The 25,557-nt window shown below is 49.3% G+C and carries 24 protein-coding genes; 7 read left to right on the top strand and 17 right to left on the bottom strand.

All coding sequences use genetic code 11. The annotated features are described in order from the left end of the window. Nucleotides 1-263 precede the first annotated feature (263 nt). Nucleotides 264-1,205 (bottom strand): transposase, encoded by a 942-nt coding sequence (locus R6H26_RS13955; protein WP_404791134.1) that lies wholly within the window; start codon nucleotides 1,203-1,205, stop codon nucleotides 264-266. A gap of 87 nt (nucleotides 1,206-1,292) precedes the next feature. After that, nucleotides 1,293-1,583 (bottom strand): helix-turn-helix domain-containing protein, encoded by a 291-nt coding sequence (locus R6H26_RS13950; protein ID WP_404791132.1) that lies wholly within the window; start codon nucleotides 1,581-1,583, stop codon nucleotides 1,293-1,295. A gap of 118 nt (nucleotides 1,584-1,701) precedes the next feature. Between R6H26_RS13950 and R6H26_RS13945 the strand changes: the two genes are divergently transcribed. Together R6H26_RS13945 and R6H26_RS13940 are read left to right on the top strand one after the other, a co-directional pair. Beyond that, the gene (locus tag R6H26_RS13945) at nucleotides 1,702-2,673 is read left to right on the top strand and encodes a CobW family GTP-binding protein (RefSeq protein WP_404791130.1); all 972 of its coding nucleotides are present in this window, start codon (nucleotides 1,702-1,704) and stop codon (nucleotides 2,671-2,673) included. Next, complete coding sequence (locus tag R6H26_RS13940; RefSeq protein WP_404791128.1) at nucleotides 2,661-3,758, top strand: WD40 repeat domain-containing protein; 1,098 nt, start codon at nucleotides 2,661-2,663, stop codon at nucleotides 3,756-3,758. Before R6H26_RS13945 ends, R6H26_RS13940 begins: the two co-directional genes overlap by 13 nt. A 37-nt stretch (nucleotides 3,759-3,795) precedes the next feature. Here the strand turns inward: R6H26_RS13940 and R6H26_RS13935 are convergent, their stop codons facing one another. The 3 genes from R6H26_RS13935 to R6H26_RS13925 all read right to left on the bottom strand — a co-directional run bounded on the left by R6H26_RS13935 (nucleotide 3,796) and on the right by R6H26_RS13925 (nucleotide 5,689). After that, nucleotides 3,796-3,972 carry an ATP-binding protein gene (locus R6H26_RS13935; protein ID WP_404791332.1) on the bottom strand — a complete coding sequence of 59 codons (177 nt, stop codon included), beginning with the start codon at nucleotides 3,970-3,972 and terminating at the stop codon, nucleotides 3,796-3,798. Nucleotides 3,973-4,496: 524 nt separating this feature from the next. Continuing rightward, complete coding sequence (msrA, locus tag R6H26_RS13930) at nucleotides 4,497-5,144, bottom strand: peptide-methionine (S)-S-oxide reductase MsrA (protein ID WP_404791126.1); 648 nt, start codon at nucleotides 5,142-5,144, stop codon at nucleotides 4,497-4,499. A 134-nt stretch (nucleotides 5,145-5,278) separates the two neighbouring features. Continuing rightward, nucleotides 5,279-5,689, bottom strand: coding sequence for a TerB family tellurite resistance protein (locus R6H26_RS13925; protein WP_404791124.1), 411 nt, complete (start codon nucleotides 5,687-5,689; stop codon nucleotides 5,279-5,281). Here R6H26_RS13925 and R6H26_RS13920 point away from each other — a divergent pair. After that, the gene (locus R6H26_RS13920) at nucleotides 5,688-6,338 is read left to right on the top strand and encodes a ribonuclease HII (RefSeq protein ID WP_404791122.1); all 651 of its coding nucleotides are present in this window, start codon (nucleotides 5,688-5,690) and stop codon (nucleotides 6,336-6,338) included. The genes R6H26_RS13925 and R6H26_RS13920 overlap by 2 nt on opposite strands. Here R6H26_RS13920 and R6H26_RS13915 read toward each other — a convergent pair. The 5 genes from R6H26_RS13915 to R6H26_RS13895 all read right to left on the bottom strand — a co-directional run bounded on the left by R6H26_RS13915 (nucleotide 6,313) and on the right by R6H26_RS13895 (nucleotide 11,729). Next, nucleotides 6,313-7,149 carry a 2OG-Fe(II) oxygenase family protein gene (locus tag R6H26_RS13915; protein WP_404791120.1) on the bottom strand — a complete coding sequence of 279 codons (837 nt, stop codon included), beginning with the start codon at nucleotides 7,147-7,149 and terminating at the stop codon, nucleotides 6,313-6,315. The two genes, R6H26_RS13920 and R6H26_RS13915, sit on opposite strands and share 26 nt — an antisense overlap. Nucleotides 7,150-7,171: 22 nt before the next feature. Continuing rightward, on the bottom strand, nucleotides 7,172-7,612 hold the full coding sequence (locus R6H26_RS13910; RefSeq protein WP_404791118.1) for a phosphate-starvation-inducible PsiE family protein: 441 nt from the start codon (nucleotides 7,610-7,612) through the stop codon (nucleotides 7,172-7,174). Between the two features lie 85 nt (nucleotides 7,613-7,697). Then, nucleotides 7,698-9,074 (bottom strand): cation:proton antiporter, encoded by a 1,377-nt coding sequence (locus tag R6H26_RS13905; protein WP_404791330.1) that lies wholly within the window; start codon nucleotides 9,072-9,074, stop codon nucleotides 7,698-7,700. A 111-nt stretch (nucleotides 9,075-9,185) separates the two neighbouring features. After that, nucleotides 9,186-10,874 carry a SulP family inorganic anion transporter gene (locus R6H26_RS13900; RefSeq protein ID WP_404791116.1) on the bottom strand — a complete coding sequence of 563 codons (1,689 nt, stop codon included), beginning with the start codon at nucleotides 10,872-10,874 and terminating at the stop codon, nucleotides 9,186-9,188. Nucleotides 10,875-11,498: 624 nt separating this feature from the next. Further along, complete coding sequence (locus R6H26_RS13895) at nucleotides 11,499-11,729, bottom strand: hypothetical protein (protein WP_404791114.1); 231 nt, start codon at nucleotides 11,727-11,729, stop codon at nucleotides 11,499-11,501. 424 nt (nucleotides 11,730-12,153) lie between these two features. Here R6H26_RS13895 and R6H26_RS13890 point away from each other — a divergent pair, with 424 nt between their 5' ends. The 4 genes from R6H26_RS13890 to R6H26_RS13875 all read left to right on the top strand — a co-directional run bounded on the left by R6H26_RS13890 (nucleotide 12,154) and on the right by R6H26_RS13875 (nucleotide 15,488). Continuing rightward, nucleotides 12,154-13,662, top strand: a complete 1,509-nt coding sequence (locus tag R6H26_RS13890) for an NACHT domain-containing protein (protein WP_404791112.1) — start codon at nucleotides 12,154-12,156, stop codon at nucleotides 13,660-13,662. Nucleotides 13,663-13,738: 76 nt separating this feature from the next. After that, nucleotides 13,739-14,350 carry a hypothetical protein gene (locus tag R6H26_RS13885; RefSeq protein ID WP_404791111.1) on the top strand — a complete coding sequence of 204 codons (612 nt, stop codon included), beginning with the start codon at nucleotides 13,739-13,741 and terminating at the stop codon, nucleotides 14,348-14,350. 497 nt (nucleotides 14,351-14,847) lie between these two features. Continuing rightward, on the top strand, nucleotides 14,848-15,063 hold the full coding sequence (locus R6H26_RS13880) for a hypothetical protein (RefSeq protein WP_404791109.1): 216 nt from the start codon (nucleotides 14,848-14,850) through the stop codon (nucleotides 15,061-15,063). Between the two features lie 8 nt (nucleotides 15,064-15,071). After that, on the top strand, nucleotides 15,072-15,488 hold the full coding sequence (locus R6H26_RS13875) for a type II toxin-antitoxin system VapC family toxin (RefSeq protein ID WP_404791107.1): 417 nt from the start codon (nucleotides 15,072-15,074) through the stop codon (nucleotides 15,486-15,488). 246 nt (nucleotides 15,489-15,734) lie between these two features. On the opposite strand, the gene R6H26_RS13870 is transcribed toward R6H26_RS13875, so the two are convergent. The 7 genes from R6H26_RS13870 to R6H26_RS13840 form a co-directional block, all read right to left on the bottom strand. Continuing rightward, a complete protein-coding gene (locus R6H26_RS13870; RefSeq protein ID WP_404791106.1) occupies nucleotides 15,735-16,304 on the bottom strand; it encodes a Uma2 family endonuclease in 570 nt (189 codons plus the stop codon). Between the two features lie 38 nt (nucleotides 16,305-16,342). Further along, nucleotides 16,343-19,231 (bottom strand): cyclic nucleotide-binding domain-containing protein, encoded by a 2,889-nt coding sequence (locus R6H26_RS13865; RefSeq protein WP_404791104.1) that lies wholly within the window; start codon nucleotides 19,229-19,231, stop codon nucleotides 16,343-16,345. Nucleotides 19,232-19,324: 93 nt separating this feature from the next. Further along, nucleotides 19,325-19,516 (bottom strand): hypothetical protein, encoded by a 192-nt coding sequence (locus R6H26_RS13860; RefSeq protein WP_404791102.1) that lies wholly within the window; start codon nucleotides 19,514-19,516, stop codon nucleotides 19,325-19,327. A 36-nt stretch (nucleotides 19,517-19,552) separates the two neighbouring features. Further along, nucleotides 19,553-20,395: a nitrate ABC transporter ATP-binding protein gene (locus R6H26_RS13855; protein ID WP_404791100.1), complete on the bottom strand. Its 843-nt coding sequence runs from the start codon at nucleotides 20,393-20,395 to the stop codon at nucleotides 19,553-19,555. Nucleotides 20,396-20,499: 104 nt separating this feature from the next. After that, nucleotides 20,500-22,491 (bottom strand): nitrate ABC transporter ATP-binding protein, encoded by a 1,992-nt coding sequence (locus tag R6H26_RS13850; RefSeq protein WP_404791098.1) that lies wholly within the window; start codon nucleotides 22,489-22,491, stop codon nucleotides 20,500-20,502. 113 nt (nucleotides 22,492-22,604) lie between these two features. Next, entirely contained in the window at nucleotides 22,605-23,429 is an 825-nt protein-coding gene (gene ntrB, locus R6H26_RS13845; protein ID WP_404791097.1) for a nitrate ABC transporter permease, read from the bottom strand. 102 nt (nucleotides 23,430-23,531) lie between these two features. Then, on the bottom strand, nucleotides 23,532-24,884 hold the full coding sequence (locus R6H26_RS13840; RefSeq protein WP_404791095.1) for a CmpA/NrtA family ABC transporter substrate-binding protein: 1,353 nt from the start codon (nucleotides 24,882-24,884) through the stop codon (nucleotides 23,532-23,534). Nucleotides 24,885-25,557: the final 673 nt, after the last annotated feature.

Raw genomic sequence — 25,557 nt, 5'->3', positions numbered from 1 at the left:
CAACCAAGAGACTTTCCACGAGGTTTCGGGTCAGAGGCAGGAGAGCTAATCCTAGCTAAAAGTGAAGCAAATGAATTTGCGATGCGTCCTGGGGTCAATTTGGTCATGGGTTTGTGCCAGGGTAAAGGGGAATCTTCCACGACCTCACGAGCGAGCCATAATTGCCAAGTGAGCAACGGCATTAGGTCAGACCAAGTTTCCATCTGTTTCGGGGTAGACAGTTGAGGCACCGTCCAATGGAACCGTTGTCGGACAAATCGATATCAATGCTCAATGGCAAAGCGACGCAGGTACTTTTGCCAGATTTGACCCAGCACAGCCTTCTGTTGTCCCATCCAAATCAACCACAACGGTTTTGAGTCAGGGGTATCAAGTCGTTCCACCAGAATCAGGTCAAAGGGAGCGTCGCCAGCTTGCCTTAAATGAAGTGCTTCCCATCGACGCACTTTCAATCGTCCCAATTTGGGGTCGTGGGTCGTCATCTCTTCTTGAGCGACTGTCCAAGTATCGGGCGCTTGGAGGCTAAATTTTGCGCCATGCCGATAGGGTCTGCCATTCCCCTGATACGGCTGTGGGGCATGATAGAGCACTCGATTCGGTCGTAACCTCAGCAGCTTGTCGCAGGGGATGTCTGCGGTCTGTTTGAGAAAGGGGGCACACCCATACTCTCCATCTCCTAAGAACAAGACATGTCCTGGAATTTGAGCGCAGACTTGGCGTAACTGAGTTGCGGCTTTGCCAAGGGGGGTATCAAAGCTGGTGATCCGTTCATGGCGCAGGGGTAAAGCCCAACTACCTTGCTCCTGGGGTATCCAGGCGATCGTGCTATACCCCTGACCGATGGCAACAGGTTTGCCTCCAGATCGCACCGATGGCTGGTGTTCATAGGTACGGTCTTGGAGCGTTTTTGCATAGGGCCGTGACCACGCCGTATGGTCTCCTGCCAGAACCACCACTTCTGATGTAGGGATGTGCCGCACGTATTCCTGCATCAAGGCTTGACGCGAGGGCCGACCATCTTGGAGCGCTTCATAGATGCTCGGCCATTCTCGACGAAAGACGGGACTTAATGACAGTTCTACGAAGGATGCAACACTCCGGGTTGTCAACACTGCATCCATCAAATCGAACAGCGCATCCCTCCCGTTTCCCAATAACAGATAGGTGCGATGGCGAAATATCTCAAGATTCTGCAAACTGGTCATGATGAAGCCGATATGTTTTCCAACTTTCAGCTTCTATCATCGAGTGGTCAGTCTTCTTCGGCTGACCGCTTTTCCTTCCTGTTTAGTCTAAAGTCCAAGAGCAAGAGACCGTAGCTTAGGCAGGTCAGGCTCTAACGTCAGCAAAACATAATGCTTATTGCGTCGGTATAGCAGCCGCTGCATTTCAAACTGCTTTAGCAGTCGCGTCACCGTAACGCAAGACGTGTCAGCCAATTCAGCCAAATCCTGGTGGGTCAGGCGAAGATCGATCGGACATCCCTCTTGAACGGTGTAGCCAAACTTTTCAAAAAGCCAGAGCAGTAAGCTCAAAGCTTCTCGGCGATTGAGGCTTGCCGCATAATCCAGACCAGCACGCACAAAATCCACCCTAGCTTTGGGCAGAAGAGTGGCTTAGCACTTGGATGTTCATTACGGGCATAATCCTTTACAATTCTGATAACGATTATCGTTATATAAATTAGAGAGGATTTAGCGTATGGTTTCCAGCGCGATCGCCGATGCAGTCCCCGTTACGGTACTTACGGGTTACTTGGGAGCAGGCAAAACCACCCTGCTCAATCGCATTCTGACCTACGAGCATGGCAAAAAGATCGCTGTCATCGTAAATGAGTTTGGAGAAGTCGGGATTGACAATCAGCTCATTATTGATGCCGATGAAGAAATCTTTGAAATGAATAACGGCTGCATCTGCTGCACCGTGCGCGGCGACCTGATTCGCATCATCGGGAACTTAATGCGGCGACGCGATAAATTTGACCATCTGGTGATTGAAACCACGGGGTTAGCCGACCCAGCCCCCGTCATTCAGACTTTTTTTATGGATGAAGAGGTGCAGTCCCAAAGCTTTTTAGATGCCGTCGTGACGGTGGTGGATGCCAAACACATCTGGCAGCACTGGGAGGCCGATGAAGCCCAGGAGCAGATTGCGTTTGCGGATGTCATTTTGCTCAACAAAATCGATCTGGTCGATCCGGAAACTGTGGATGAACTGGAACGGCGCATCCGCAGCATGAATGCCATGACCAAAATTTACCGTACCCGCAATGCAGAAGTAGAAATGGATGACCTGTTGGGGGTCAAAGCCTTCGATCTAAGTCGGGCGCTGGAAATTGACCCTGAGTTTTTAGGCGAGGATGCCCACCAGCATGACGAAACCGTTGGTTCGGTTGCCATTGTGGAATCTGGAGAAATTGATGGTCGGCGCCTCAATGATTGGCTGAGTATTCTGCTGCAACGTCAAGGGGCTGATATTTTCCGCATGAAAGGCATTCTTAATTTTCAGGGCGAAAATAACCGCTATGTGTTTCAGGGCGTACACATGTTGTTTGACGGTATCCGCGATCGCCCTTGGAAGACAGGAGAAGTCCGCAAAAATGAACTGGTCTTTATTGGGCGCAATTTAGACGAAACCCAACTCAAAAAGGATTTCCGCAAATGCTTGGTCTGAAGTCGTCTTCCCGACAGATTTGGCAAAAAAACTGGAGCGGTAGTCTATCCGACTATGTGACCGCGATCGGTTGGTCGCCCCAGGGAGATATGCTGGCAGCCTGTTCTGCTGCCGGGGAGGTCTTGGTTTTACGAGAGTTGAGCGATCGAAGTCTTTTAGATCTCCCATCTCAGGATTCATTGAACAGCTTGGCCTTTTCTGCCGATGGACGGTATCTCGCGGCAGGCGGTCAGGGGAAAACCCTTTTTGTTTGGCAATTTCCTGGGTCAGAAGAACTTCCTGCAAGTTTAGTATTTTCCTTGCCCAGCAAACATTGGGTCGAACATGTTGCATGGCATCCACAATTGAACTGGTTGGCGTTTAATGTTGGACGCTATGTGCAGGTGTGGGATACAACCTCGCAGAGGGTCATTACAACGCTTCCTTTTGAGGCATCGTCTGCGCTTTGTTTTGACTGGTCACCTGATGGCAAATTTCTGGCAGTGGGTGGCTATCAAGGGGCAAAGGTCTGGAATTGCCTCGATTGGGATGATGATCCTTACCTCGTTGAACTACCTTCTGCGAGTGTGGCGCTCTCCTGGTCGCCAGATAGTCGTTATCTAGCGTCTGGCAATATGGATCGCACCATTACGGTCATAGAATGGCAAGACGGTCAACCGAGTGCCCAGCCTTGGGTGATGCGCGGATTTCCGGGGAAGATTCGCTATCTGGCTTGGTCCTCTCTCTTACCCAACGCTTCAAAGCCAATTTTAGCTTCGACCAGTGTGGAGGGCATCGTTATTTGGGAGCGCAGTCTCAATCCTCTGGTAGGTTGGGACGGACGAGTATTAGAGAATCATACTCAAGCCGTTGAGGCGATCGCATTTCAACCTCAGGCGATACATCTTGCTTCGGCAGGCGCTGATGGCTTGGTGAATATTTGGCAGAAAGCCAAACACCTGACCCAGACGTTGACAGGCGCAAACCAAGGATTTTCCTGTCTAGGCTGGCACCCGAAGGGGCAATCTTTAGCCGCAGGGGGCAAACAAGGAGAATTATTGATTTGGTCTCAAACCCAAGCTGGAAAAGGATTTAGTAAAGTTTAACAACAGATATTGTGTTTCACATATCCTTTTACATTCGCTAACACTGGCTATTCAGCAATTTGACAGGAAAGGTGCTGCCGTGTCCTAACTGACTTTGGACCTGGATGGTGCCGAGGTGCATCTGAGCGATCGCCATCGCAATCGACAGCTCCAACCCCGAGCCGCCCGTTGACCGCGATCGATCGCTATTTACCCGATAGAACCGCTCGAAAATCCGAGCTCATTCTTTAGTACTCATTCTCCAAAGATGGGCGACAAATTCTCCCCCATCTTCCTTATCTCCCCCCTCCACCCATAGCCCAATGGTCGGCAAAGGGTAGAACTTGCAGGGTATCGCTGAAAATCAATGTAATTCTCCTTAAAGTTACAATAATGAAAAAACTGCCGTTAATTCTAAGATTAACGGCAGCTTATGATTGAATATTGAGTTTTCGAGCACCGTCTTACCGCAAAAAGGTAGGGCGACCTGCTTGTAAAAGCTGCATCGAATGAAGTTGAGCGTCGACGAGAAAAAACAAGCTAGCAAAAGCCAGAACGTAAATCCCAAGCGCGAGACTTGTCTTCGATCGGATGAGTGAGGAGAGTGAGTTCATCTTGCACCTGCACGGATTCAGATTGAGTGTGTACCCACAGTATGCTCTAAAGGGTGAAAAAAGCGAACAAATCGAGGTTGTTTTTTTAGATCGCGACCGATTTTTGTAAAAAACAACAACGAAATTTATAGTTTTGTATCTTTATCTAAACCGATAGCGGGATCGGGCAAGACACGTTAACGCCGCCTAGGCCGCAGTAACCATTGGGGTTCTTTGCTAGATACTGTTGGTGGTAAGCTTCTGCGTAGTAAAACTCGGGCGCGTCTAAGATTTCAGTGGTAATGGTGCCGTGGCCTGCGGCGCTCAGCGCTTTTTGATACATTTCCCGAGAGGCTTCTGCCAAGGTTTTCTGCTGTGCCGAGTAAGTATAGATACCGGAGCGATATTGAGTGCCCGTATCGTTGCCTTGACGCATCCCTTGGGTTGGGTTGTGACTTTCCCAAAATGTTTTGAGCAGTTCTGCATAGGGAATGACGGCAGGGTCGAATACGACCCGTACCACTTCGTTATGACCCGTCATTCCAGAACAAACTTCTTGATAAGTAGGATTGGGCGTAAGGCCCGCAGCATAGCCGACTGCCGTACTGTAGACGCCCTCTAACTTCCAAAACGCTTTCTCTGCGCCCCAAAAGCAGCCTAACCCAAACATGGCAATTTCCATTCCTGCGGGATAGGGCGGCTTTAGCGGGTGCCCGTTTACAAAATGGGCTTCGGGGACTTGAATGGCTTCTGCGCGGCCTTTAAGTGCGGTTTCGGGGGTGGGAAGCGTGGATTTTTTGCCAAAGCCAAACATAGCGACCTGCTGTTTTTGAACGACATCAACGTACCTCTAGCCTAGCGAATTTACGCGAAATTGCTCGAGGTAGGCGATCGCTGCTTTCACTGCGGATCTGTTCTGATGAGATCGATCGGGCGATCGCGTCGCTGCTATTGACTGACCCAACGCCGATAGAGGTTTTGAATCGCGCGGGTCACGGTATCGTGTAGATTCGTGTCAGCTGCTGCTGCGGCCTCTTTGCGCTGCAGTTGGTTGAGAACCTGTGCTTCGGCACTGTCCACGTCGCCATCGCTGTAGATCAGGCCGCTAATTTCTTCAAGTAGTTCTTGGATGGCTGCTGGTTTGGGGTGTTTTCCTAGGTATTCGTCAATCCACTGATAGCACTCATCGACTGAGACAGAACGCAGTCCGTGGAGCCAGGGGTGGAGTTCGGCATCGTCTAGAAGCGCTTTTTGCTCGGCGATTCGCCGCAGCCGCTTTTGCTCTTCGGGTTGGACTTTACCATCCAGCCACGCGGCACCGATTAAAATTTTGAGCAGTTGTTTGGCATCTTGAGTCATGGTAGCTCCTAGGGTCAATGAAGGTCTTTTACAGATTGCCGGGGTTGACGAAGTGGGGCGGGGCGCTCTCTTTGGGCCTGTCGTCGCAGCGGCGGTCATTTTATTGCCCGTTGCAGCAGAGCGTTTGGTTAAAGTAGGGGTTAAAGATAGTAAACAACTTCGGGCTGCCGATCGCGAGATTCTTTACGAAACCATAAAAACTCACGCCGTGGCGTTTTGCATTGGCATGGCTTCTGTGCGAGAGATCGACCGGATGAACATCCTCCAGGCGAGTTTGCTGGCGATGCGGCGAGCTGTAATGCGACTTTCCATAACGCCAGACCTATGTCTCATCGATGGCAATCGCGCCATTCCGGCTTTTGCGATCGACCAGCGCACGATTGTCAAAGGCGACCAGCGCGAACCAGCGATCGCCGCTGCCAGCATTCTGGCCAAAGTCTGGCGCGATCGCCTGTTAGTGCGCCTCGATCGTCGTTACCCCGGCTACCATCTTGCTTCGAACAAAGGGTATGGCAGCCGCGCCCATCAACTGGCGTTGGAAACCCTGGGACCTTCGCCTCAGCATCGGCTTTCGTTTTCGCCCTGCCAGCGCAGCCTGTTCCAATCTCCGCCTCAGCCTGCCATTAGTCCTGCAATCCCAATGCTTTGAGGCGAGCTTTCAGGTAATCGTCAGCCGTTATGTCTGGCGTCAGGTGGATTTCGGGACGCGGGTGCAAAAACAGCGGCATTGAAAAGCGCGATCGCTGACTCGCTTCGCCCGTCGGATTTACCACGCGATGCGAAGTGGAACGATAAAAGCCCCCAGTTGCCAGTTGCAGCATATCTCCCACATTCACGATCGCTTCTCCGGCCCGATTGGGGACGCCAATCCACTCTCCCGACTCCGCCTGCACCTCCAGTCCCGTAGCGGTTGCGGCTGGTAGCAGCGTAATTAAATTGATATCCTCATGGGCCGCTGCGCGCAAGGCACCGTTGGCCGCACGCGGCAAGGGCGGATAGTGGATCGGGCGCAGGAGCGTTTGAGTGCTGGCTCGAATCGTGTCGCTCAACGGGGTGAGGAGCTGCCGCCGCACCTGTGGCGGCAATCCTTGCTCCAGCCATTCCAAGAGCGTTTCAGCGACTGCGCGCAGCCGATGGAACAGTTGCCAAGTGCGATCGCTCATCCCCGAGGGCAATTCAGTCCACTCGTACAGGTGAAAAAACTCTTTGAGGTCGGGGCGATCGTTTCCCTTTGCGGTCTCTGACTGAAAGGGAAAGTAACCGGATTGAATGGCCGGGTCGAACTGGTATGCGTATTTCTCTGAAGATAGAAAAAAGGCTTCCCAATCTCGATACACCGCCGCTATGAAACTGGCCGTGACGGGAATTTCTCTCAATACCGCAAACCCAATCTCTCGGATAGAGGCCACAAATTGAGAGGGTGCCTCTGGGGCGCAGTAATCGATCGCGTGCCACTCCATGTTTATGCATTATCTCCATAAATTAGGGACGGTTTCTCATGGTTCGGACGATCCAGTAGCTAATCGATAGCGCGAACACGGCCAGTGCAAGGCCAATGAGATCGATGCCAGTGGTTTTTGCAAAATCGAGGATGATAATTTTGCGGGCGATCGCAGTGATGGACGTGACGATCACCAGTTCGACTTGAACGACGTGCTGGCGGAGATACGCGGTAATGTTTTCGAGAATTTCTAGGGCGATGAGAATATTGAGAAATAGGCCAAAAATGTTGATGAGCGTCCTGCCTAGGAAATCATCGGGCGGGTCGAGCAATCCGTGAAATAAGATAGCGCCAAGGTCTATGACGGAGACCAAAATGACCGCAACCATAAATAACGATAAAACTTTCGATAAAAGGTTCTCAAAGATTTTGAGACCGCTTAAAAACCCTTCATCCCGCCCCATTTGTCTGAACAGTCGCATCCATTTTTGTCCTATAACTTTCATTTGCTCCAGCCCGCTCCTGCGCGGGACGTTAGAGACCCATTAATCTTCTTTCTCTCTGCCCCTAGGGCACAACATCAGGTGCCTGCTCTGGAGACGCTTGAGCGCTACCAAAGGCTATTCTGAGGAATGGTGGCGCTAAAAATGTGGTCAAAATCACCATGATAATTATCGCAGCTTGGAGGGATTTATCGAGGGCACCGCTAGCAGCGCCAATGGCTGCAAAGACCAAGCCCACTTCTCCCCGAGGAATCATGCCAATACCGATCGCCCAGCGATTGATTCCCGGTTGCCCGAACACAGCCCAGCCCGTCACCACTTTGCCGACGATAGCAACCAGAATTAAAAAGGTCGCGATCGTCAGGCCCACTCGGTTTTCAGGTAGGAAGGGGTTGAGGACGCCGAGATCGACCTTGGCACCCACGGAGATAAAAAAGATGGGCACCAACATATCTGCAATGGGTTTGACTTGTTCGTCCAGTTCTTTGCGTTCGTCGGTCTCTTCGAGGACGAGGCCCGCAGCAAAAGCACCCAGAATGGCCTCAAGGTGAATGGCATTGCCAATAAAAGCCATGAAAAAGGCAAAGATAAAGGCGGGAATGATTAAGTTCCCCCGCGTTTTGAGGAGATTGGAAACCGCTATAAAGCTTTTGTTAAATACGTTCCCCAGCAAAATAGAGCCGACCAAAAAGGCAGTGGCACTCACGATTAGATAGACAACGTTGAGAATATCGATTTCCCCGGTCTTGGCAAGGCTGGCGACGACGGCCAGCACGATGATGCCTAAAATATCGTCAATGACAGCAGCACCAACGATAATTTGACCTTCTTTAGACTTGAGCTGTCCGATTTCAGACAGTACTTTTGAGGTAATCCCGATGCTGGTTGCCGTGAGCGCCGCTCCAGCAAAGATGGCAGGAATTGCAGGAACGTTGAAGAGATACATGAGTCCGGCAGTCCCGGCGGCGAAGGGGACGGCAACCCCCACGCAAGCAACGATCGTGGCTTGGTAGCCCACCTTTTGGAGTTCTTTAACGTCTGACTCTAGGCCAATTTCAAACAGCAGAATAATGACCCCAATTTCAGCGAGGACCGAAATTACTTCTCCCTCGCTCTGGAAAATGGACGCAGCCGCTGCTGGGGTCAGCGGTTCGATCCACTGGAGGACGGTCATGATAACGGAGTCAGCGGCGATCGCCCCATTCTCTGGAAAGACCAGCAGGTGAAGCGCGGAGGCCCCGATCGCCACGCCCGCGATGAGTTCGCCGAGGACGGGCGGAAAGTCCAGCATGCCAGACAATTCGCCGCCGACTTTACTGGCAAAATAAATAACGACTAAACTCAGCAACACCCCCGCGAGGACGAGCGGTGCGTGGTTTGCATCTAGTTCGACGGCCAGCAAGGGAAAAGCAGAAAAAATTAGGGCGCCTGGGGCATTCATCATAGAATTTCAAGGATAGTAAAGATCTGTTTGGACTATTACATAAGTAACGCTACAAGTTTGTAGGAGGGTTGACCGCAATACTGGCTAGATCGGTCCTCCTCGCGCAAACTAGCCTAACAGCAGAGGCTTTTCGGCATTGCTGCCATTGCGCTTTACCCAATCTACAGCTCGCTGCAAAGCCTCGGCTCGATTGGAAAGTCGGCGTTCTGACGGAATTAAATTCCACAGCCCCAGACGTTCCAAGCGCTTTTGAATTTTTTCGTTGGCACCCACTAAAAACACCTGCAATCCTTTGTCGTAGGCATCTCTGATCGCATTTTCTATAGATAGAGAAACCGTTACCCCCATCATGGGAACGTCGCTTAAGTCAAAAATGAGGGCGTCTGCATCTTTCATCGCAGCATGTTCGCGGGCGATCGCCTTGGACACGCCAAAGATCATGGGGCCACTGAGGTAGAACAGCAGTACCCGACCGTTTGCTCGATCCAAAAGCTGTTTTTCTTCGTCGGTTAAGAGAACTTCATCATCTGTATCGCTGATGACCTTCACTTTTTCAGAATGCAGGCTAGAAAGCCGATCGATGGTGAGGATATTTGCAATAAAGACCCCTACGCCTACAGCGACAATCAGATCCACAAAGACGGTGAGCAGCAAAACACCGTACATAATAAACGACCCTCTGGCTGACACCAAGTGCGATCTCTTCAAAAAGCTCCAGTCCAGAATGTCTAATCCCACCTTCAGGGCAATTCCCGCCAACACCGCCATGGGGATATTTTGAGTCAGACCAGCAGCCCACAACACCACTACAAGCAAAATCAGCGCCCGTGTAATGCCAGATAGAGCCGTCTGCGCTCCGGTTTGGATGTTTACGACGGTGCCCATAGTGGCTCCGGCTCCAGGTAAGCCCCCGCACAGCCCGGAAACCAGATTGCCAATTCCCTGACCGATGAGTTCCTTGTCTGATTTGTGCTCCGTACGGGTCAAGCTGTCAGCAATGACTGCTGTTAGAAGCGTGTCAATACAGCCCAGCATCCCCAACATGACGCCATCTACCAACATGATCGTGAGTTGGGGCAGGGTAAAGGTGGGCAGTTGCAATGTGGGCAAACCGATGGGAATTTCGCCAATGCGGCGGATATCGTCATTGCCAAGCAGGGTAAGGGAAATGACGGTGCCGACAATTAAGGCTACCAGTTGGGGTGGCGCATAGCGTTTGAGCTGAGCGGGCATGAAAAAGATGATCGCGAGGGTGAGAACCCCCAAGGCGGTTTCTGCCGGATTAATGTTGGCAAAGAGCTGCGGAAGCGCCTGAATAATGCCTAACACCCCGCCCTTTGGATTGGGCTGTCCCAAAAAAGGTGCAATTTGCAGCAGCACTAAAATAACGCCAATTCCAGACATAAAGCCAGAAATGACGCTATAGGGCATCAGGGTAATGTACTTGCCCAGCTTAAAAATGCCAAACACAATTTGTACGATCCCAGCAATCATCACCACGGTAAAGGCCATGGCTAACCCCTGTTCGGGATTCTTGGCAACTAGGGACGCGACGATGCTGGTCATTACCACGGTCATCGGACCCGTAGGTTCGGAGATGAGGGCAGGAGTGCCTCCAAATAGGGCTGCAAAAAAGCCGACGCACACCGCACCGTAAAGACCTGCTACAGCACCGTTAGGGATTCCGGTCGCGACCCCAAAGGCGAGGGCGAGGGGAAGGGAGACAATGGCGGTGGTCACACCCCCAAATAGATCGCCCCTTAGATTTGTAAAATTGATTTTATTCGTGAGTTGCACTAGGTTTTTTTCAATGGGTTCAAATATACAAGTTGAATTATATTAATAGATTTTTCTAATTTATGGCGGCTACTCCATAGAAAAAAACGTTCTATTTTGAATGTTTATTCTATGGGAGAAATAGACTATTGATGCTGGAGGACTCTACTCTCGCAGCATTGCTCAGTTTTGCAGCTGCATGGCGATCGCTGAGGAGACTCGAAGCAGCGTCGAACGGGCATCTGTTTGGCCTCGCTGCGGCTGGATCCTTTTGTTTTGGCTGGAGGAGGCGATCTCCTGATTGCAGAGCGGAATAGGAGATTTCCCAAAAACTGTGACCACCTTTTTTGCTGTCTCTCTAACAGAATTGCTTCGGTGCTGGCAGTTATGAGTAGAATTGTTCGTACTGATCGTGATTGCCGATCCAAAACCACGTTACGGTGTCGTCTTCTAGAACGCCAAGCGCACGGTGGTTCCGTGTCACTCGCACTGACCATATTCCTTCTTTGCTGTTAATGCATTTAAAGTGCAACGATGGATGAAATGGATTCTCTGCCCATAGACGGTATGCTTTTCGTGCTCCTGTCCTCACTGGATCGCTTAATTCTCGATATTTAGACCAAAAGGACGGTAGCGTCGCAGACTTCATAGTTTGTCATAGTCCATTGGGACTGCTTGCCCCGCTGCAATCTCCTGCCTCGCTTGCCGAGCAGCCGCAACCAAGTTATCTTGTGTCCGCTCAAATGAGGCATCCCAACGCTTTTCATCCTCTAAATCAGCAATGAACTCGCGAATATGCTCGGCAACACGTTCCTGTAAGTCGTCTGGCAGAGATTCAACCATCGTGACGATTGTAGTAATGGCAGAAGATGTCATCGATTTGGCCTCGCTGCGACTTGACCTTTTTATTTTAGCTGGAGGAGGCGATCGCTGAATTTAGAGCTGGCGATCGCTAGTTCTAAACTAAATACTTGTGTTGGGTTTCTCAATACTCCACGTACGTTAAATGCTAAAATACTCTCACTTCAGTTTGAAAATCGGTTTAAATACGTCGGTTTCGTTATAAGTTTTGTTCTTCAACCCAAAGTACTATACTGCTCTAGGCTCAGACTCAAAAAGTTTTTTTGTAATAAGTAAAATAAATTAAATATAAAATGGATTAAATTGAAACCCCTTAAAGCACATGAATGCTATTGCAAGTTTCATTGCGCCAATTTACTTATGGCCAAGGTATTCTATTCCTAACTCAAGGAAAATACTTTAAGAGATTATAAATTTTAATAAAAAATAATTATTCTATATGAATTTATTTTATTATTTTAACAATCTAATTAGCTCTTCGATACAAGTACTAAATCATCACTTTCCAATAATAACCGAAACACCAACACCAGATATTCCTGTTTTTCTTCAGAATTTTCTTTCGATACCTTTAATTGCTGGGAGCATAGGAATTAGTGTAGCTTTGTTTCATTTCTTGAAATCTATTGGCAGTTTATTTAAAACACTAGATGAAAGTTCTGATTCTATTCAAAGGTTATTAATTAGGATTACAAGAAGACTAAACCTCTCGGAAATACGTCAAGATCTCCTTCAGCGATTAAGAGTAGATTTCAATAAGAGAAAAGTAGATACTTTGTATGACCTTTACAAAATTCCTTCGGATTTTGTAGATCAACCACAACAAGTTGGGCGACCTCAGCTAAGTTTAAAATCCGAAAACAATCCTCAGGTTGAAACTCCTAGTCTCAAAAATTGGATCTTGCAAATTTTCTCCCCTTTTTTTGAGAAAACTATTGAATCAGAACGCTCAGTTTCCTCAATCTATCACCAGGAAGATATTCAAGGAAAATTACTAATCTTGGGTAATCCTGGTTATGGCAAGACAACAGAACTGCTAAACCTTGCTATAGAGTTATTAGACGAAGCACTCAAAGACAAAAAATCTCCCATCCCAATCATCTTTGAATTGTCTGAATGGAAAACTAGTCAATCGATTGATCAATGGATGGTTTTTCAGTTAAAAACAAAATATGGAATCAAACAATCAATTAGTAAATCATGGTTAGATCATCACCAAATTATCCCATTGTTTGATGGATTAGATGAAATAGTTTTATCAAAAGGTCTATCGAAGCAAATCGAATGTATCGCAGCGATTAATGCATTTTTTCAAGAAACAGACTATCCATACCTGGTTGTTTGTTGTCGTCAAGAAGAATATAAAGAAGGCAATCACCTTCTCAACAAACTAAATGGTGCGATCTGTCTCAAACCTCTTGAGCAGGAAAAGATAAAACAATATTTATACAAAATAAAACAGTCAACTCTGTGGGATAAAATTCAAAGAGAAAATAGCCTAAATGAATTAGTTAAAACTCCTCTTTTCTTGTCATTTCTTGTTACTTTATACGACACGAGTAATAGGAGTATTAAAAGCGAAAGTGATTTAATCAAATCTTATGTTGACCATAAGATTAACAACCATAATTTTAGAAACAAAACATCCCCCGAGAAAGCATATAAATATTTAAATTGGCTGGCTGTAAAAATGGAAAATGATGATGTGAAAGAATTCTTGATTGAAAATATCAAGATGAACTATTTGGAAGACAACAATCAGAAGAATCAATACAAAATAATATCTGTTTTGATATGCTTCGCAATATATTTTTTAAGCGTTGGAGGTTTATTTATATTTTTTTTTTTTGGAGGCTTTTTTCTCGTCGCTCGGATGGCTCCTGTTTTTACAGCTACTAATCGTAGTATTTGGACTATATCTCATCTTAAAATTAGAACGCGAAAGTGAGGCAATCCAAGTTGAAAGACTTGCCTGGTCTTGGGCCAATATAGAGAAAAACAACTTTTTAGGATTCGTTTATATTATGTTTTACGAATTTATATTTATTTCAGATTTCGGAGGATTAAAGAACCCTAAATGCATAATTCATTTATTCTTATTCAACATATCAAATATTCTTGACAAAAAGCCTTTGTATGATCCGTTGTTGCTTAGTTGTTCGATGCCAGGTTTCAACTTTCCGTTTTTGTTAGTTCATTTTCTTATAGTAAGCTTATTTTGGGGATTTCTTATTGGTTTTAAGCCTGTGGAAATTGAGAAAAAATCCATTCCCAATCAAGGAATCAAGCTATCAATTCAAAATGCCTTAATCTATGGATTAATAACTGGGCTAATGTGTGGAATACTTGGATGGCCATTCATTACTCGGTTTGCAGGCTTACTCGCAGGCATATCTTGGGGAGTTATTATTGGTTTTTGCTGCGGATTGATTGGAGGTTTATCTCATGGAGGATATAAAGCTATTCAGCATGTAGCTCTGCGTATGGTTCTTTGGAAGAATCAATGCCTCCCCTGGAACTATGCAGAATTTTTAGAGCACGCGGATCAAATGCGAATCCTTCAGCAAGTGGGAGGGCGATATCGTTTTATTCATGATTTATTACGAAAGCATCTTGCGCAGTCTGTGCAAGAATAGTTTTGTCCTCAATGATTCTCTTGAGAGTATCTCATTGAGAAAAATCATTGTGATTTGGCCGAGTGTATAAGATTTCCATAAGTAATATTCGTCTCTTCATTAGGCATACAAAATCTCACTTCTATTGATCGGAGAAGCTATTGCAGACAATGATTCTCCATTGTCAAGATTCTGCTTGTAAAGTCGCGAGTAGTCTACAAGGCAGCGGGGTTCATTTTCAGCCCGCTAAAAATTCAATCGCAGGTGAGTTCTAGGACAATTGAGGGCAGCACAGGTAGGCGATCGAGTTGAACGCGGAGAGCACCATCGTTCATACTAGACATAGCCCCCTTCAATCCTAGGAGCTGTCAATGTTGCTACAAGAAGTTAAAGAGCATGTCTTCAAACTGCCACCGAGCGATCGTCTTGCATTAGCCAGCGCCACCATTGAATCTATGCCTTTTTTACTCGTTACCCTTTAGCCTTTAGATAGAAGCCATTGATTAGAGGAGACGTAAATGGCAACCAATATTTCTTTAGAAGACCGACTTGCAGCAGTAGAAGCTGTGGTAGCTGAGTTACAGCAACAACTTGCGGCTCCTCAGCCAACAAATTGGCTAAAACAAATTACGGGATCCTTCAAAGATGAACCCGCTTTTGAGGAGGTTCTTGCTTATGGGCAAGCGATTCGCCAAGGGGATGAGTCCATCCTCGAAGTGCAAGACGAGCAATGAGATATTTGTTGGATACCGATCATCTGAGCGTTCTTCAGCGCCAATCAGGGAAGGATTACAGCAACTTTTCGGCACGTATGGCTCAATACCCAATATCAGATTTTGCGGTGTCCACTGTGACATTTCACGAGCAGGTACTTGGCAGTCATGCTTATATTAATCGCGCTCGTAATCTGAATGACGTAGTGAAAGGATATGAAATGATGGCGCGGATTGTTAGCGACTTCAAAGTGTTGCCTCTCATCTCATTCGACGCAGGTGCAGCTACAGCATTCGATCGATTAAAGTCACAACGACTTCAACTGGCAAAAATGGATGCGCGAATCGCGGCAATTGCACTGTTCCGTAGATTGATTCTACTAACCCGTAATCATCAAGATTTTGGTAAAGTGGCAGGCTTACAGATCGAAGATTGGACAGCCTGAAATATCAACAGAAATGGTCGTAAGCATTTCAGCTTGCTGTAACAGCAAGATTTATCCCAACCAGAGTCAACGAAAGCTAGGCAATTACAAAGGCGACTTTACCACAATTCACCTCTGGATAGGCTGAATATTTAACTCCGCCTGCCACTGCGCGAGGGGCTTCTCTCAGTCCTCCTCCCACTTTTGCGAAAACAACGGCTTGGCGACTTGACCCATCTGCCATCCCTGGGCGATCGCGTTTAGGACCTACGAGACAGCTGGATTCATTTTCAGCCAGCCAAAAATTTGATCGCAGGTGAGTTCCAAGGCAATTGGGGTCAGCACAGGTAGGCGATCGCCCCCTTCGTAAAAAATAGGCAATTGGTTTGGCACAAACACTAAAATCGAGCGATCGGATGGGTCTAACATCCACCCCAGTTGCGTACCGTGTTCGAGGCAATACAGAATTTTTTGAGTCACTCGATTAGGGCTTTGACCGGGGGAGAGAATTTCAACGATCCAATCGGGCGACACTTTAACATCATCAACAGGCTCGCCTGTCTCATCCCACTGAATCTTTGGCCAAAGCAAGACAGCAATATCTGGAACGATAGACCGATGGCCAAACGTGCACCGCAGTTCTGGAAAAGCATAGGCAGCCAAAGCCGATTCAGCCACATCGTTAATTGCATTACAGAGTTTTAACTGCAATCGACTGTGCTTTGTTTTTGGCATCGGTTTTTGCTGGATTTCTCCGTCAATGTATTCGCTAGCAGGTTCGGTTTCGGGGAGATCCAGAAATTCTGCGAGGGTTAAAGAGGATTTAGCGAGAGTCATCGGGCCATTCCGCAACGCTAGTTTTAGTGTACCAAAACCTATTTCAAGGTTAGAGACTGGGCGAGCTGTCGCAACCGATCGCTCTCCATTGCTAGAACGCGCCGAGCAAAATCGCGATCGCGCTCTAGCAGGTCGTCAAAGGTGTCTACGGGAATTGCCAAAATGCGGGTAGGTTGAGCCTTTGCCACAATAGTGCTGGTTTGCTGCGCGTGGGATAACACCTCTAGTTCGTCCAAAACCTGTCCCGGTAGCAAAGCCTGAGCTGGCACGGGGCTATCGTCCATCGGGTGCGCCTGAACTTGAGCGCTCCCTTCTATAAGCAGCAATAGCTCTCGGCAGGTATCGCCTTCTTCCGTAATCGTTTCTTCGGACTGATAGACCTTGACAACAGCGCGATTTGCCAGATCGATCAGCGTTTCGCTGTGAACCCCACCAAAGAAATCGCTATTGGACAGGTAAACTAACTTTTCAAGCGTTTTAAAAGACGCCAGCGGCGCTCCTGGCGGAGTCGCTGGGTCGAGGATCGCGGTCGCAACTTCCTGCACCAGCGCATTGGGTTTGGGCTTAGCAGCCAGCAGATAGGCAGCGCGTTCTTGGCCGCGTTGGGTATCCAGTTCGAACAACATGAAGAGGCTTACAGCCTGAATCAGCGGATTGGGTTCGAAGACGAGGGCATCCAAGTGGGTGGCGATCGCCCCCGACGTCAGCGTTAAGGAACAAGCTGCGGGCGTCTCAGCTGGCTGCGTCAGTAGCGCGAGAATTTGGGGACTCAGGCGACGCTGCCAACTTGCAGGATCTTCTGGACGTTGCGCGCTTTCAGCCAGCAGATCTTGCAGCACCCCAGGCGATAGTTTTTCGAGCGCCACGGCTAAATCCAGGGCTGGAGATTCAGCGCGATTGCCAGGCTCGGGCTGTTGTTGAAAATGCTCGATGATTTCAAGCAACCCCGTCACCAACAACCGCTTTTTGTGCAGGACGGTGGTGCGCAGGAGGGTTAAAACCGTTTCTTGACCTTTCAGAGAAGGTTGGTTGAGGGCGTGATAGCGATCGATTAGATTTTCGAGTTGGTGGAGCAGGGCTTCGGCACGATGCACCAAAACCGCATTCGGATCTAGATTTTCTAGGATGCTCGACTCTTCCTGTTGGGTCGTCGCGTATTCCCGTCGTAGGAGCTGAAGTGCTTCGGATGTGTTGCCAACTTGGGTTTGACCTGGATCGGTTTGGGCGATCGCCTGGCGCTGCTGGAGGGCGAGCATCCGCTCTAGAGCCTTGCGATAGCCCGTCAAGCGCACTTGGTTTTCCCGAGATCGTTGTTGGTTCGGATCCAGTAGTTCTGGGTCTTCAACGCCCAACTCCTCTAAAACTGCGCGGTGTTCGTCTTCACTAATATCTAGCTCGGCCCGCATTTGTTGCAACACTTCCAGACTGCTGACGGTATTGACGTAGCCCTCTTCCAGGGCTTCTCGCAAAACGCCTTTATAGGCTTGGTAGCGTTTTTCTTTGGTAAAGCCAGGCAGCACCTTGGCCAACACGTAAACTTCATCGGTGTTGAGGGTTTCGAGCGATCGCCCTTCCAAAAACTGCGCCACATTCAGCTCCAGACGGCTGAGCTGTCGTCGCAGACGGCTGGCGAGACCCTCGCGGGCATAGCGATCGGGATTGCGCTGCCAAGTGCGGTAGAGCCACAGCGTGCTTAAGCCCACCACAATTCCTTCGTAGAAAAATTGTAGGAACAGCGGCAGCAGCAAAATCAGGGGACGCCCCCCAAACACAAAGAAAAAATTGAACGCAAAAAAGGTACAGACTGTAAAAATGCGATGCTGCAACAGCTCTGGACGAATCGGCTGCCTTTTGTTTTTGAGGGAAGTCTGACAGTACCGCTCGACAGCCAACCCGAGGAAATAACCCCCAGCACTAAAAAGTCCCAGAGTTAAGGGCACCGCCACGAGCTTGGGGAGGGGGAGCGGCGTTCCAAACAAGTACAATCCCGGCTTCAGCAATGTCTCTCGCAGATTTTCTTGGTGCGCCCAAGCGCCAGAAAAATAATAGTCCCAGTTCCCCGCGTAGAGGTAGTAGTAGCAAAAGTAGCCCACTACTAAGCCGACATAGCCGTAATAAATTACCTTTTGCTCGGGTTGGGCGACTCCATCCCAATAAGCGCGCTCGGCGTCGATATCGATGCAGGGGTTCTGACAGGCCACGCAAGCGCTTTGCTCTTTGCCATCTTCGCCGACCGTGCGGCACATGGATTGCGTGATTTGCTGGTCGCCGACGTGGGCCTTACTGGCAAACAAGCCACTGGGTTCGGCATAGATACCCTGGACGGGAGCCATGGGGCAAAAGTACTGACACCAAGACTTGCCGCTGTAGAGATACCCCACGGCAATCGCCGCCACGATCGTCACTCCAAACCAAGCTGCCAGAGCTAGGCGATCGGAATTGATAAACAGAATGCGGGCGCACAAGCCCAGGTACAGCAACCCAAACTGAAGGTAGCGGTAGTTTCGCCCCAGCCAAGAGCCGGGTTTGACCTTAACGAGTTCGTAGCGAGCCTTACCTGTTTTGGGATTCTCCCGCTTCACCTGTCGCTGCCAACCCAAAGCGCGCGGAATTTGCGAAAGAAACGAGAGCGGACAAATGCGCCGCCACAGCTCGTGGCCAAAAATCAGCAGGATGAAGATAGAACTGGGTACCACGATGCCCCAAAAAATGGTGGTCCCGAGAGCATAAGGCTGCTCCTGCAAGCAAACGCCCTGTACCTTCACGCAGCGCGTCGGATCGATGCGCAGCGGACTCCAGACGTTATCCGGCTGGGTGAGCCAAGGCGAAAAGGGGTCGTAAAAGAGCGAAGCAATCAGGAACAGCCATCCGCTGGTCAATATCCACCGGACAATATGCATCCGCCGTTCGGCAACTCGACCAAACATGGGTTTCTCAATCCAATAGCGAAGGACAAGGACATTCAAACGGAATAACTAGGTCCATCGTCTTTTTCCCTATCCTCATTTTTGGCCTTGCCTTCACCTTTTTTTCTCTTCATCCTCATCCTCATCCTCGTCCTCATCTTCTTTACCTTCTTTACCTTCTTTTTCCTGCTGCTCTTGCTCCGTTTTTTCGCCCTCAGATTCCGGGGCTGGGCTGGGCGATTGACAAGCGATCGGGATTGTCATCGCGCTTAAAACTATGACGAACTGAATCAGCGATGCTTTCATCGGTTTTCAGATTCCTTTGTTATGGGGGACAGAGCGCTAAGCCACGTCGTCGTGGGCAAAGCGGTTATAAAGAAAGTCTAGAGCCTGGTTGCGCAGATCGTAGTAGAGCGGATCTTCCATGATCTGAGCGCGATCGCGCGGTCTGGGGAACGGAATATCCAAGATCTCGCCAATCCCAGCAGCAGGCCCGTTGGTCATCATCACGAGGCGATCGGCCAAGAAGATGCACTCGTCCACGTCGTGGGTCACCATCAATACGGTACAGCGGTGATCCATCACGATATTCGAGAGTTCTTCCTGCATTTCTTCCTTGGTGATGGCATCCAGCGCGCCAAAGGGCTCGTCGAGAACCAACACTTGCGGGCGGAGGCAGAACGCACGGGCGATCGCCACCCGTTGCTTCATCCCGCCGGACAGTTGCGGGGGCTTTTTCTCCATGGCGTCGCCGAGTCCCACCATCGCCAAATGTTCTTGCACGACGGCTTCTTTTTCGGACTTCGATTTATTGGGGAAGACGGCATCGAAGGCCAGGTATACGTTTTCGAAAGCGGTCAGCCAGGGCATGAGGGCGTAGCTTTGGAACACTGCCATGCGATCGGGGCCGGGTTCGGTGATTTTTTTGCCCTCCATCCGCACTTCGCCCTGGTCGGGCGTGGCAAATCCAGTAATGGTGTTGAGCAATGTAGACTTACCGCAGCCAGAGTGGCCGATGATGCAAATAAATTCCCCTTCCTTGACGGATAGATTGATATCTTTAATCACCACATTGGGGCCAGAGGGTGTGGGATAAATCTTGGTCACGTTGTCCATCGTGAGGAAGGCATCGGGGGCAGTCTTTCCCGATGGGGCGTTGCGATTGGGAAGGGTTGAGGTTGTCATAGGTAGTGGTTGGGTTGAAGGATTGCTGAACGGATAGGCGATGTTCGGTCATCGGCAATGGGTAATTGGCAATAATAAAGATCGTTACCCATTACCCATTGACCCTAGGCAGCCACAATGCGCGGCGTTTCCAGCGCAATCTCCGCCATCGTGATATCGCGCTTGATTTCAAGGCTGTTGAGATAACCGATGGGGTCGTCTGCATTGAAGGTGCTGCCGTCAAAGAGCTTTAGGGATGCCTTGGAATAGGTGAGGTTAGAAAGGCCCAGTTCCCGTGCGGCGGTGCTAAATACGCCGACGCGGCAGGTTTTTTCGAGGATTTCTACCCAGTTGCGCGGGAAGGGGACATCCCCCCAGCGTGCCATTTGCACCATATGCCAAAGGTGTTCCGTCCGACTGGGGCGATTGACGTTGTCCCCGTAAAACAGATGGTGCGCGACCGAGCTGACGCCGGGGATAATATCGCCGGGACCGCCGAGGTGGATGTAGTCTGGATTGGTCGCAACATAATCCTTCTTGGCCAGAATGGCGCAAATTTCCTGAGCATTTTGGGGGTCGGCACAGTATTGGCAAGCTTCCATCAGTGCCTTGACTAGCGCAATATGGGTATTGGGATAGGCATTGGCCCAGTCCTCTCGCACGCCCAGCACTTTACCAGGATGTCCGCTCCAGATATCGACATCAGTGGCAACGGTAAAGCCAATGCCTTCGATTTCAGCTCGCAGATTCCAAGGGTCGCCAACGCAAAAGCCATCGATGGTTCCTGCCTTGAGATCGACCACCATTTGAGCGGGCGGAATGGTTTTGAGATGGACGTCGCGATCGGGGTCGATTCCTGCTGAGGCCAACCAATAGCGCAGTAGCAAGTTATGCATGGAAGACGGATGCACGACGCCCATGCGGTGATATTGGTCAGGCGAGGCATGGAGCATTTCCTTAAAGTCAGCAAGGGTTTTGACGCCCTGCTTTTGGAAGCGCTTGTCGAGGGTAATGGCATTGCCGTTGCGCGTCATGGTCATGGCGCTGACCACGGGGATGCTTTGATTGCCCGCACCGCCAAGGGTCATCCAGATGGGAAGTCCCGAGGGCATTTGAGCGGCATCGATATAGCCCCCAGCCATGCCATCGACAATGCCGCGCCAGCTCGATTCGCGCACCAGCGACACTTCATCTAGCCCGTGCTTTTTGAAAAACCCTTTCTCCTGGGCCACTGCGATAGGAGCGCAGGCGGTCAGCGGCACATAACCCACTTCCAGATTGACTTTTTCCAGGCCGTGGCGGGGCACTACTGCCACCTTGCGCGCGTTCATTTTCTTCACTCGTTTTTGCTGGTTGAGGAAGTAAATGATTTCGCTGCGCAGTTGGTAGTAACTGGGATGCTTCACGGCATCCATGCGTTTGCGCGGGCGGGGAATATCCACCTCTAAGATGCCGCCAATTTTGGAGCCGGGCCCGTTGGTCATCATCACCACGCGATCGCTCATCAACACGGCTTCATCGACTTCGTGGGTCACCATTAGCGCCGATACCTGATTTTCCTCGCAGATGCGGGTGAGCTGTTCTTGCAGGTTACCGCGCGTCAGTGCATCCAGTACACCAAAAGGTTCGTCCAGCAACAGCAGCTTGGGTTGGATCGCTAGGGCACGGGCGATCGCCACCCGTTGGCGCATCCCGCCAGAGATCTCCGTTGGCAATTTATCGATACAGCCCGACAGCCCCACAATGTTGACGTACTGCGACACAATTTCCTTGCGCTCTTGAGCAGACTTTTCGGTGAGTACTTCATCAACAGCAAGGGCAACGTTCTCCCGCACGGTTAACCAAGGTAGGATCGAATAGTTCTGAAACACCACCATGCGATCGGGGCCGGGTTGTTTGATGACGAGGCCATCCAGCGTCACGATGCCCCCAGTCGGCAAGTCGAGTCCGGCAATCATATTCAGCAGCGTTGACTTACCGCAGCCAGAGTGCCCAATTAATGCAATAAATTCGCCTTTTTTGATTTTGAGATCGATTCCCTTAAGGGCTAAATATTCATTACCCCCAGATAGCGGAAAAGATTTATCCACATTATCGACAATTACTAAATCGCTCATGATTATTTTCCCTTGATGTCTTCAGTTCAGCGGAAACTTGCGGCTCTAGCTCCCCTTTCCCCTCTAAAGGGAGGGGTTGGGGTAAGGGTCTTAAAGCTTCAATGGACTGGGTTCTAACCTTTAACAATCAAACTTTGAAGCCAAGCCATGAAGCGATCCAGAATCAAGCCCACCATGCCGATATACAGCAAGGCCAAAATCACTTCGCTGATGTAGTTGTTCTGATACGCTTCCCAGATAAAGAAGCCAATCCCAACAATCCCGGACATCACAATTTCTGCAGCGATAATTGCCAACCAAGCCAAGCTCACTGCAACGCGCAACCCAGTGAAAATATAGGGCAGTGCGGAAGGAATGAGAATTTTGAAGAAGTATGTTTTGCGAGAAATTTTGATAACTTTGGCGACGTTGTTGTAGTCCTGGGGAATTTCCTTGACGCCAACCGCCGTGTTAATCAGGATGGGCCAGACAGAAGTAATAAAGATAACAAAGAGCGCCGCTGGCTCGTTCTTGTTGAGTGCAGCTAGGGAAATAGGCACCCATGCCAGAGGCGGGACGGTTCGCAGGAATAAAAAGAGTGGGTCTAGGGCTTTAGAAATAACGGGCGTGGTTCCCACCAAAATCCCGGTGGAGATTCCCACGATGGCAGCCAAGGTGTAGCTAATAGCCACCCGTTGCAGACTGGCCCAAGTTTGCCAGAACATTCCTTTATCAATCCCACCGCGATCGTAGAAGGGGTATAGCAAAAGTTCGCGGGTGCGCTCGTCGGTCCAAATACTGAGAGGGCCGGGAAGTAAGGTAATACCAGACCAGGATAAAAGTTGCCAAATTCCTAGGAAAATTAAAATTGCAATGAGAGGAGGCGCAATATCTTTTCGGATCTTTTTAAGATTGAAGCCAAATAGCCTTTTACTCGGTCGCTTTGCAGCTAAGGTCATGTTCTGTTCTCCTTTCAATTTAGTGTGTAATTGGGGGGATATAGGGGCTTTATTTGGAAGCAGCGAGTCAATTCCTCGTGGGAATGAAGCATTTGCACAGATTTAGGCTTTGATGGCTTTGATGCGTACGCTATTCAAATAGGCTTCCGGCTTTTCAGCATCGAATTCGACACCGTCAAAGAACTTCTCAATGCCGCGCGAGGTTTCTTTCGGAATATCTTTACTCGCGATACCCAGTTCCTGAGCCGCCTCGCGCCAATATTTTTCGCCGTTGACGGTGTTGATAATCCGATCCGCTTGGCCGAGGATACTCTTGGGCAAGAATCCCCAACGTACGCTTTCGGTTAAGAACCACATGTCGTGATTCTTGTAGGGATAAGAGACGCTCCCATGTCCATCTTTCCAGTACTTCGTAGCCAATTTCGGATCGACGATTTCTGTGAACTTATCGCCCATGGCATACTTGCCTTCATAGGGGCCGAGCAAGAAGGTGGGCGGAACGTTGAAGTACTTGCGCTGGGCCAAAATCCGTGTCATTTCTTCGCGGTTTTGGGGGTCGTCGCACCACATTTGGGCTTCCATCACGGCTTTCAGAATGGCTTTGGTCGCTTTGGGATATTTTTCAATCCAGTCCTTGCGCATCGCCAGATATTCTTCCGGGTGATCTGGCCAAACTTGGCCGTTTAACATCGCCAAGAATCCGATTTTGTCGCGCACGATGCGGTAGGGCCATGGGTCGCCAGTACTAAATCCGTCCATCGTACCCGTTCGCATGTTGGCAACGGTTTGGGAGGCCGGAACAGCCAACAAATCTAAGTCTTCATCCGGATCGACGCCACCCGCTGCCAGCCAATAGCGAATCCAAAAGTCTTGGTTGACCTTCGGAAAGGTGTAAGCCGCTTTAAAGGGTGTGCCCGATTGCTTCATCTCTTTGATATAATCGGCAGCGCCACTTTTGGCTAGGTCAACCCCAAAGCCTTTGCCGATGTGCTTATTGGCGATCGCAATTCCATTCCCCTGGGTATTGAGTTGGGCCAAAATGGTCATCGGAATCTTGCGATTGCCTTTAGTAATCAGACCTTCGGAAATCAGGTGGGGCATCGGCATTTGCCATTGACCGCCATCAATACCGCCCCCGCCGGAGCCAATTTCGATATTGTCGCGGGCTGCGCCCCAAGAGGCTTGTTTGGCGACATCGACATTGGTCATCCCGTGGCGATCGAAGAATCCTTTTTCCTTGGCAATAATCAGCGGAGCCGATTCCACGATCGCAATGTAGCCCAGCTTTACATTCGTAATTTCTGGAGTTGTACTTGGACTCAGGGACAAAGCCTGGGCTTTTGGCGAAAGATCGGCGGGAGAGGGTGGGTTAATCGCGCAACCCTTCAGTAGAATGGCTCCGGCTGCCGAGGCTCCTGCGCTGACTAGGAACTGACGGCGGGAAAGTTGACTCATGGCATCTCCTTGGGGCAAAAACATTTTAATAAGCCCTAAACTGTCCCCAACAGACAATTAGGCGCTTTAAGTAAATAAATTGAGAATCAATCCTAAAATTCAGACATCAGAATCTGTAGAACTCATCTGGCGCAACGCAAAAGACAAGATCAAGATGCCGAAGTAGCTGGCAACTACAGCGGGCATAACAAATTCAACCATGACGATGCTCCTTATATTTGAAAATGAGTCATTACAGAATTGAGTTCTGCATTTTCCTGGATTGATACCATCAAATAAATGCTGAATATCAATGGTTAACAAAGCTGTATTTGAATCAAGGATCATTCATGAAGTGAGTGACGGGGATCGCGCACCCAAGACGTTTTGAATGGTTAGGCTTCAAACATTGAATTGATGATACCCTCGAACAGGAATAGATAAAAGTCTTATTTTTTAATAAATCTAATAGATTTTATCTATTTTAGTTTAGCTCTGATGGGGACTCAGCGTTGGCTCTTGCAGCGAACGCAGTTTGCCGCCGAGAGGTTGACAGCTTAAAAGCATAAGCTTTGAGGTTGATGGAGATGGAGCTTTTATTGCAATTCCCTGGCTCTGTCGCTGCCATCCTTGGGGATCGCAATCTTGAGGCGCATAATGTTCTGGATCCGAAGATAGACACAATCTATTTTTA

It is taken from the genome of Altericista sp. CCNU0014 (assembly GCF_044923475.1).
Taxonomy (GTDB): Bacteria; Cyanobacteriota; Cyanobacteriia; order Thermosynechococcales; family Thermosynechococcaceae; genus JAAURS01.
The sequence above is the reverse complement of the archived record's forward strand: the minus strand, read 5'-3'. Positions and strand labels throughout refer to the sequence as shown.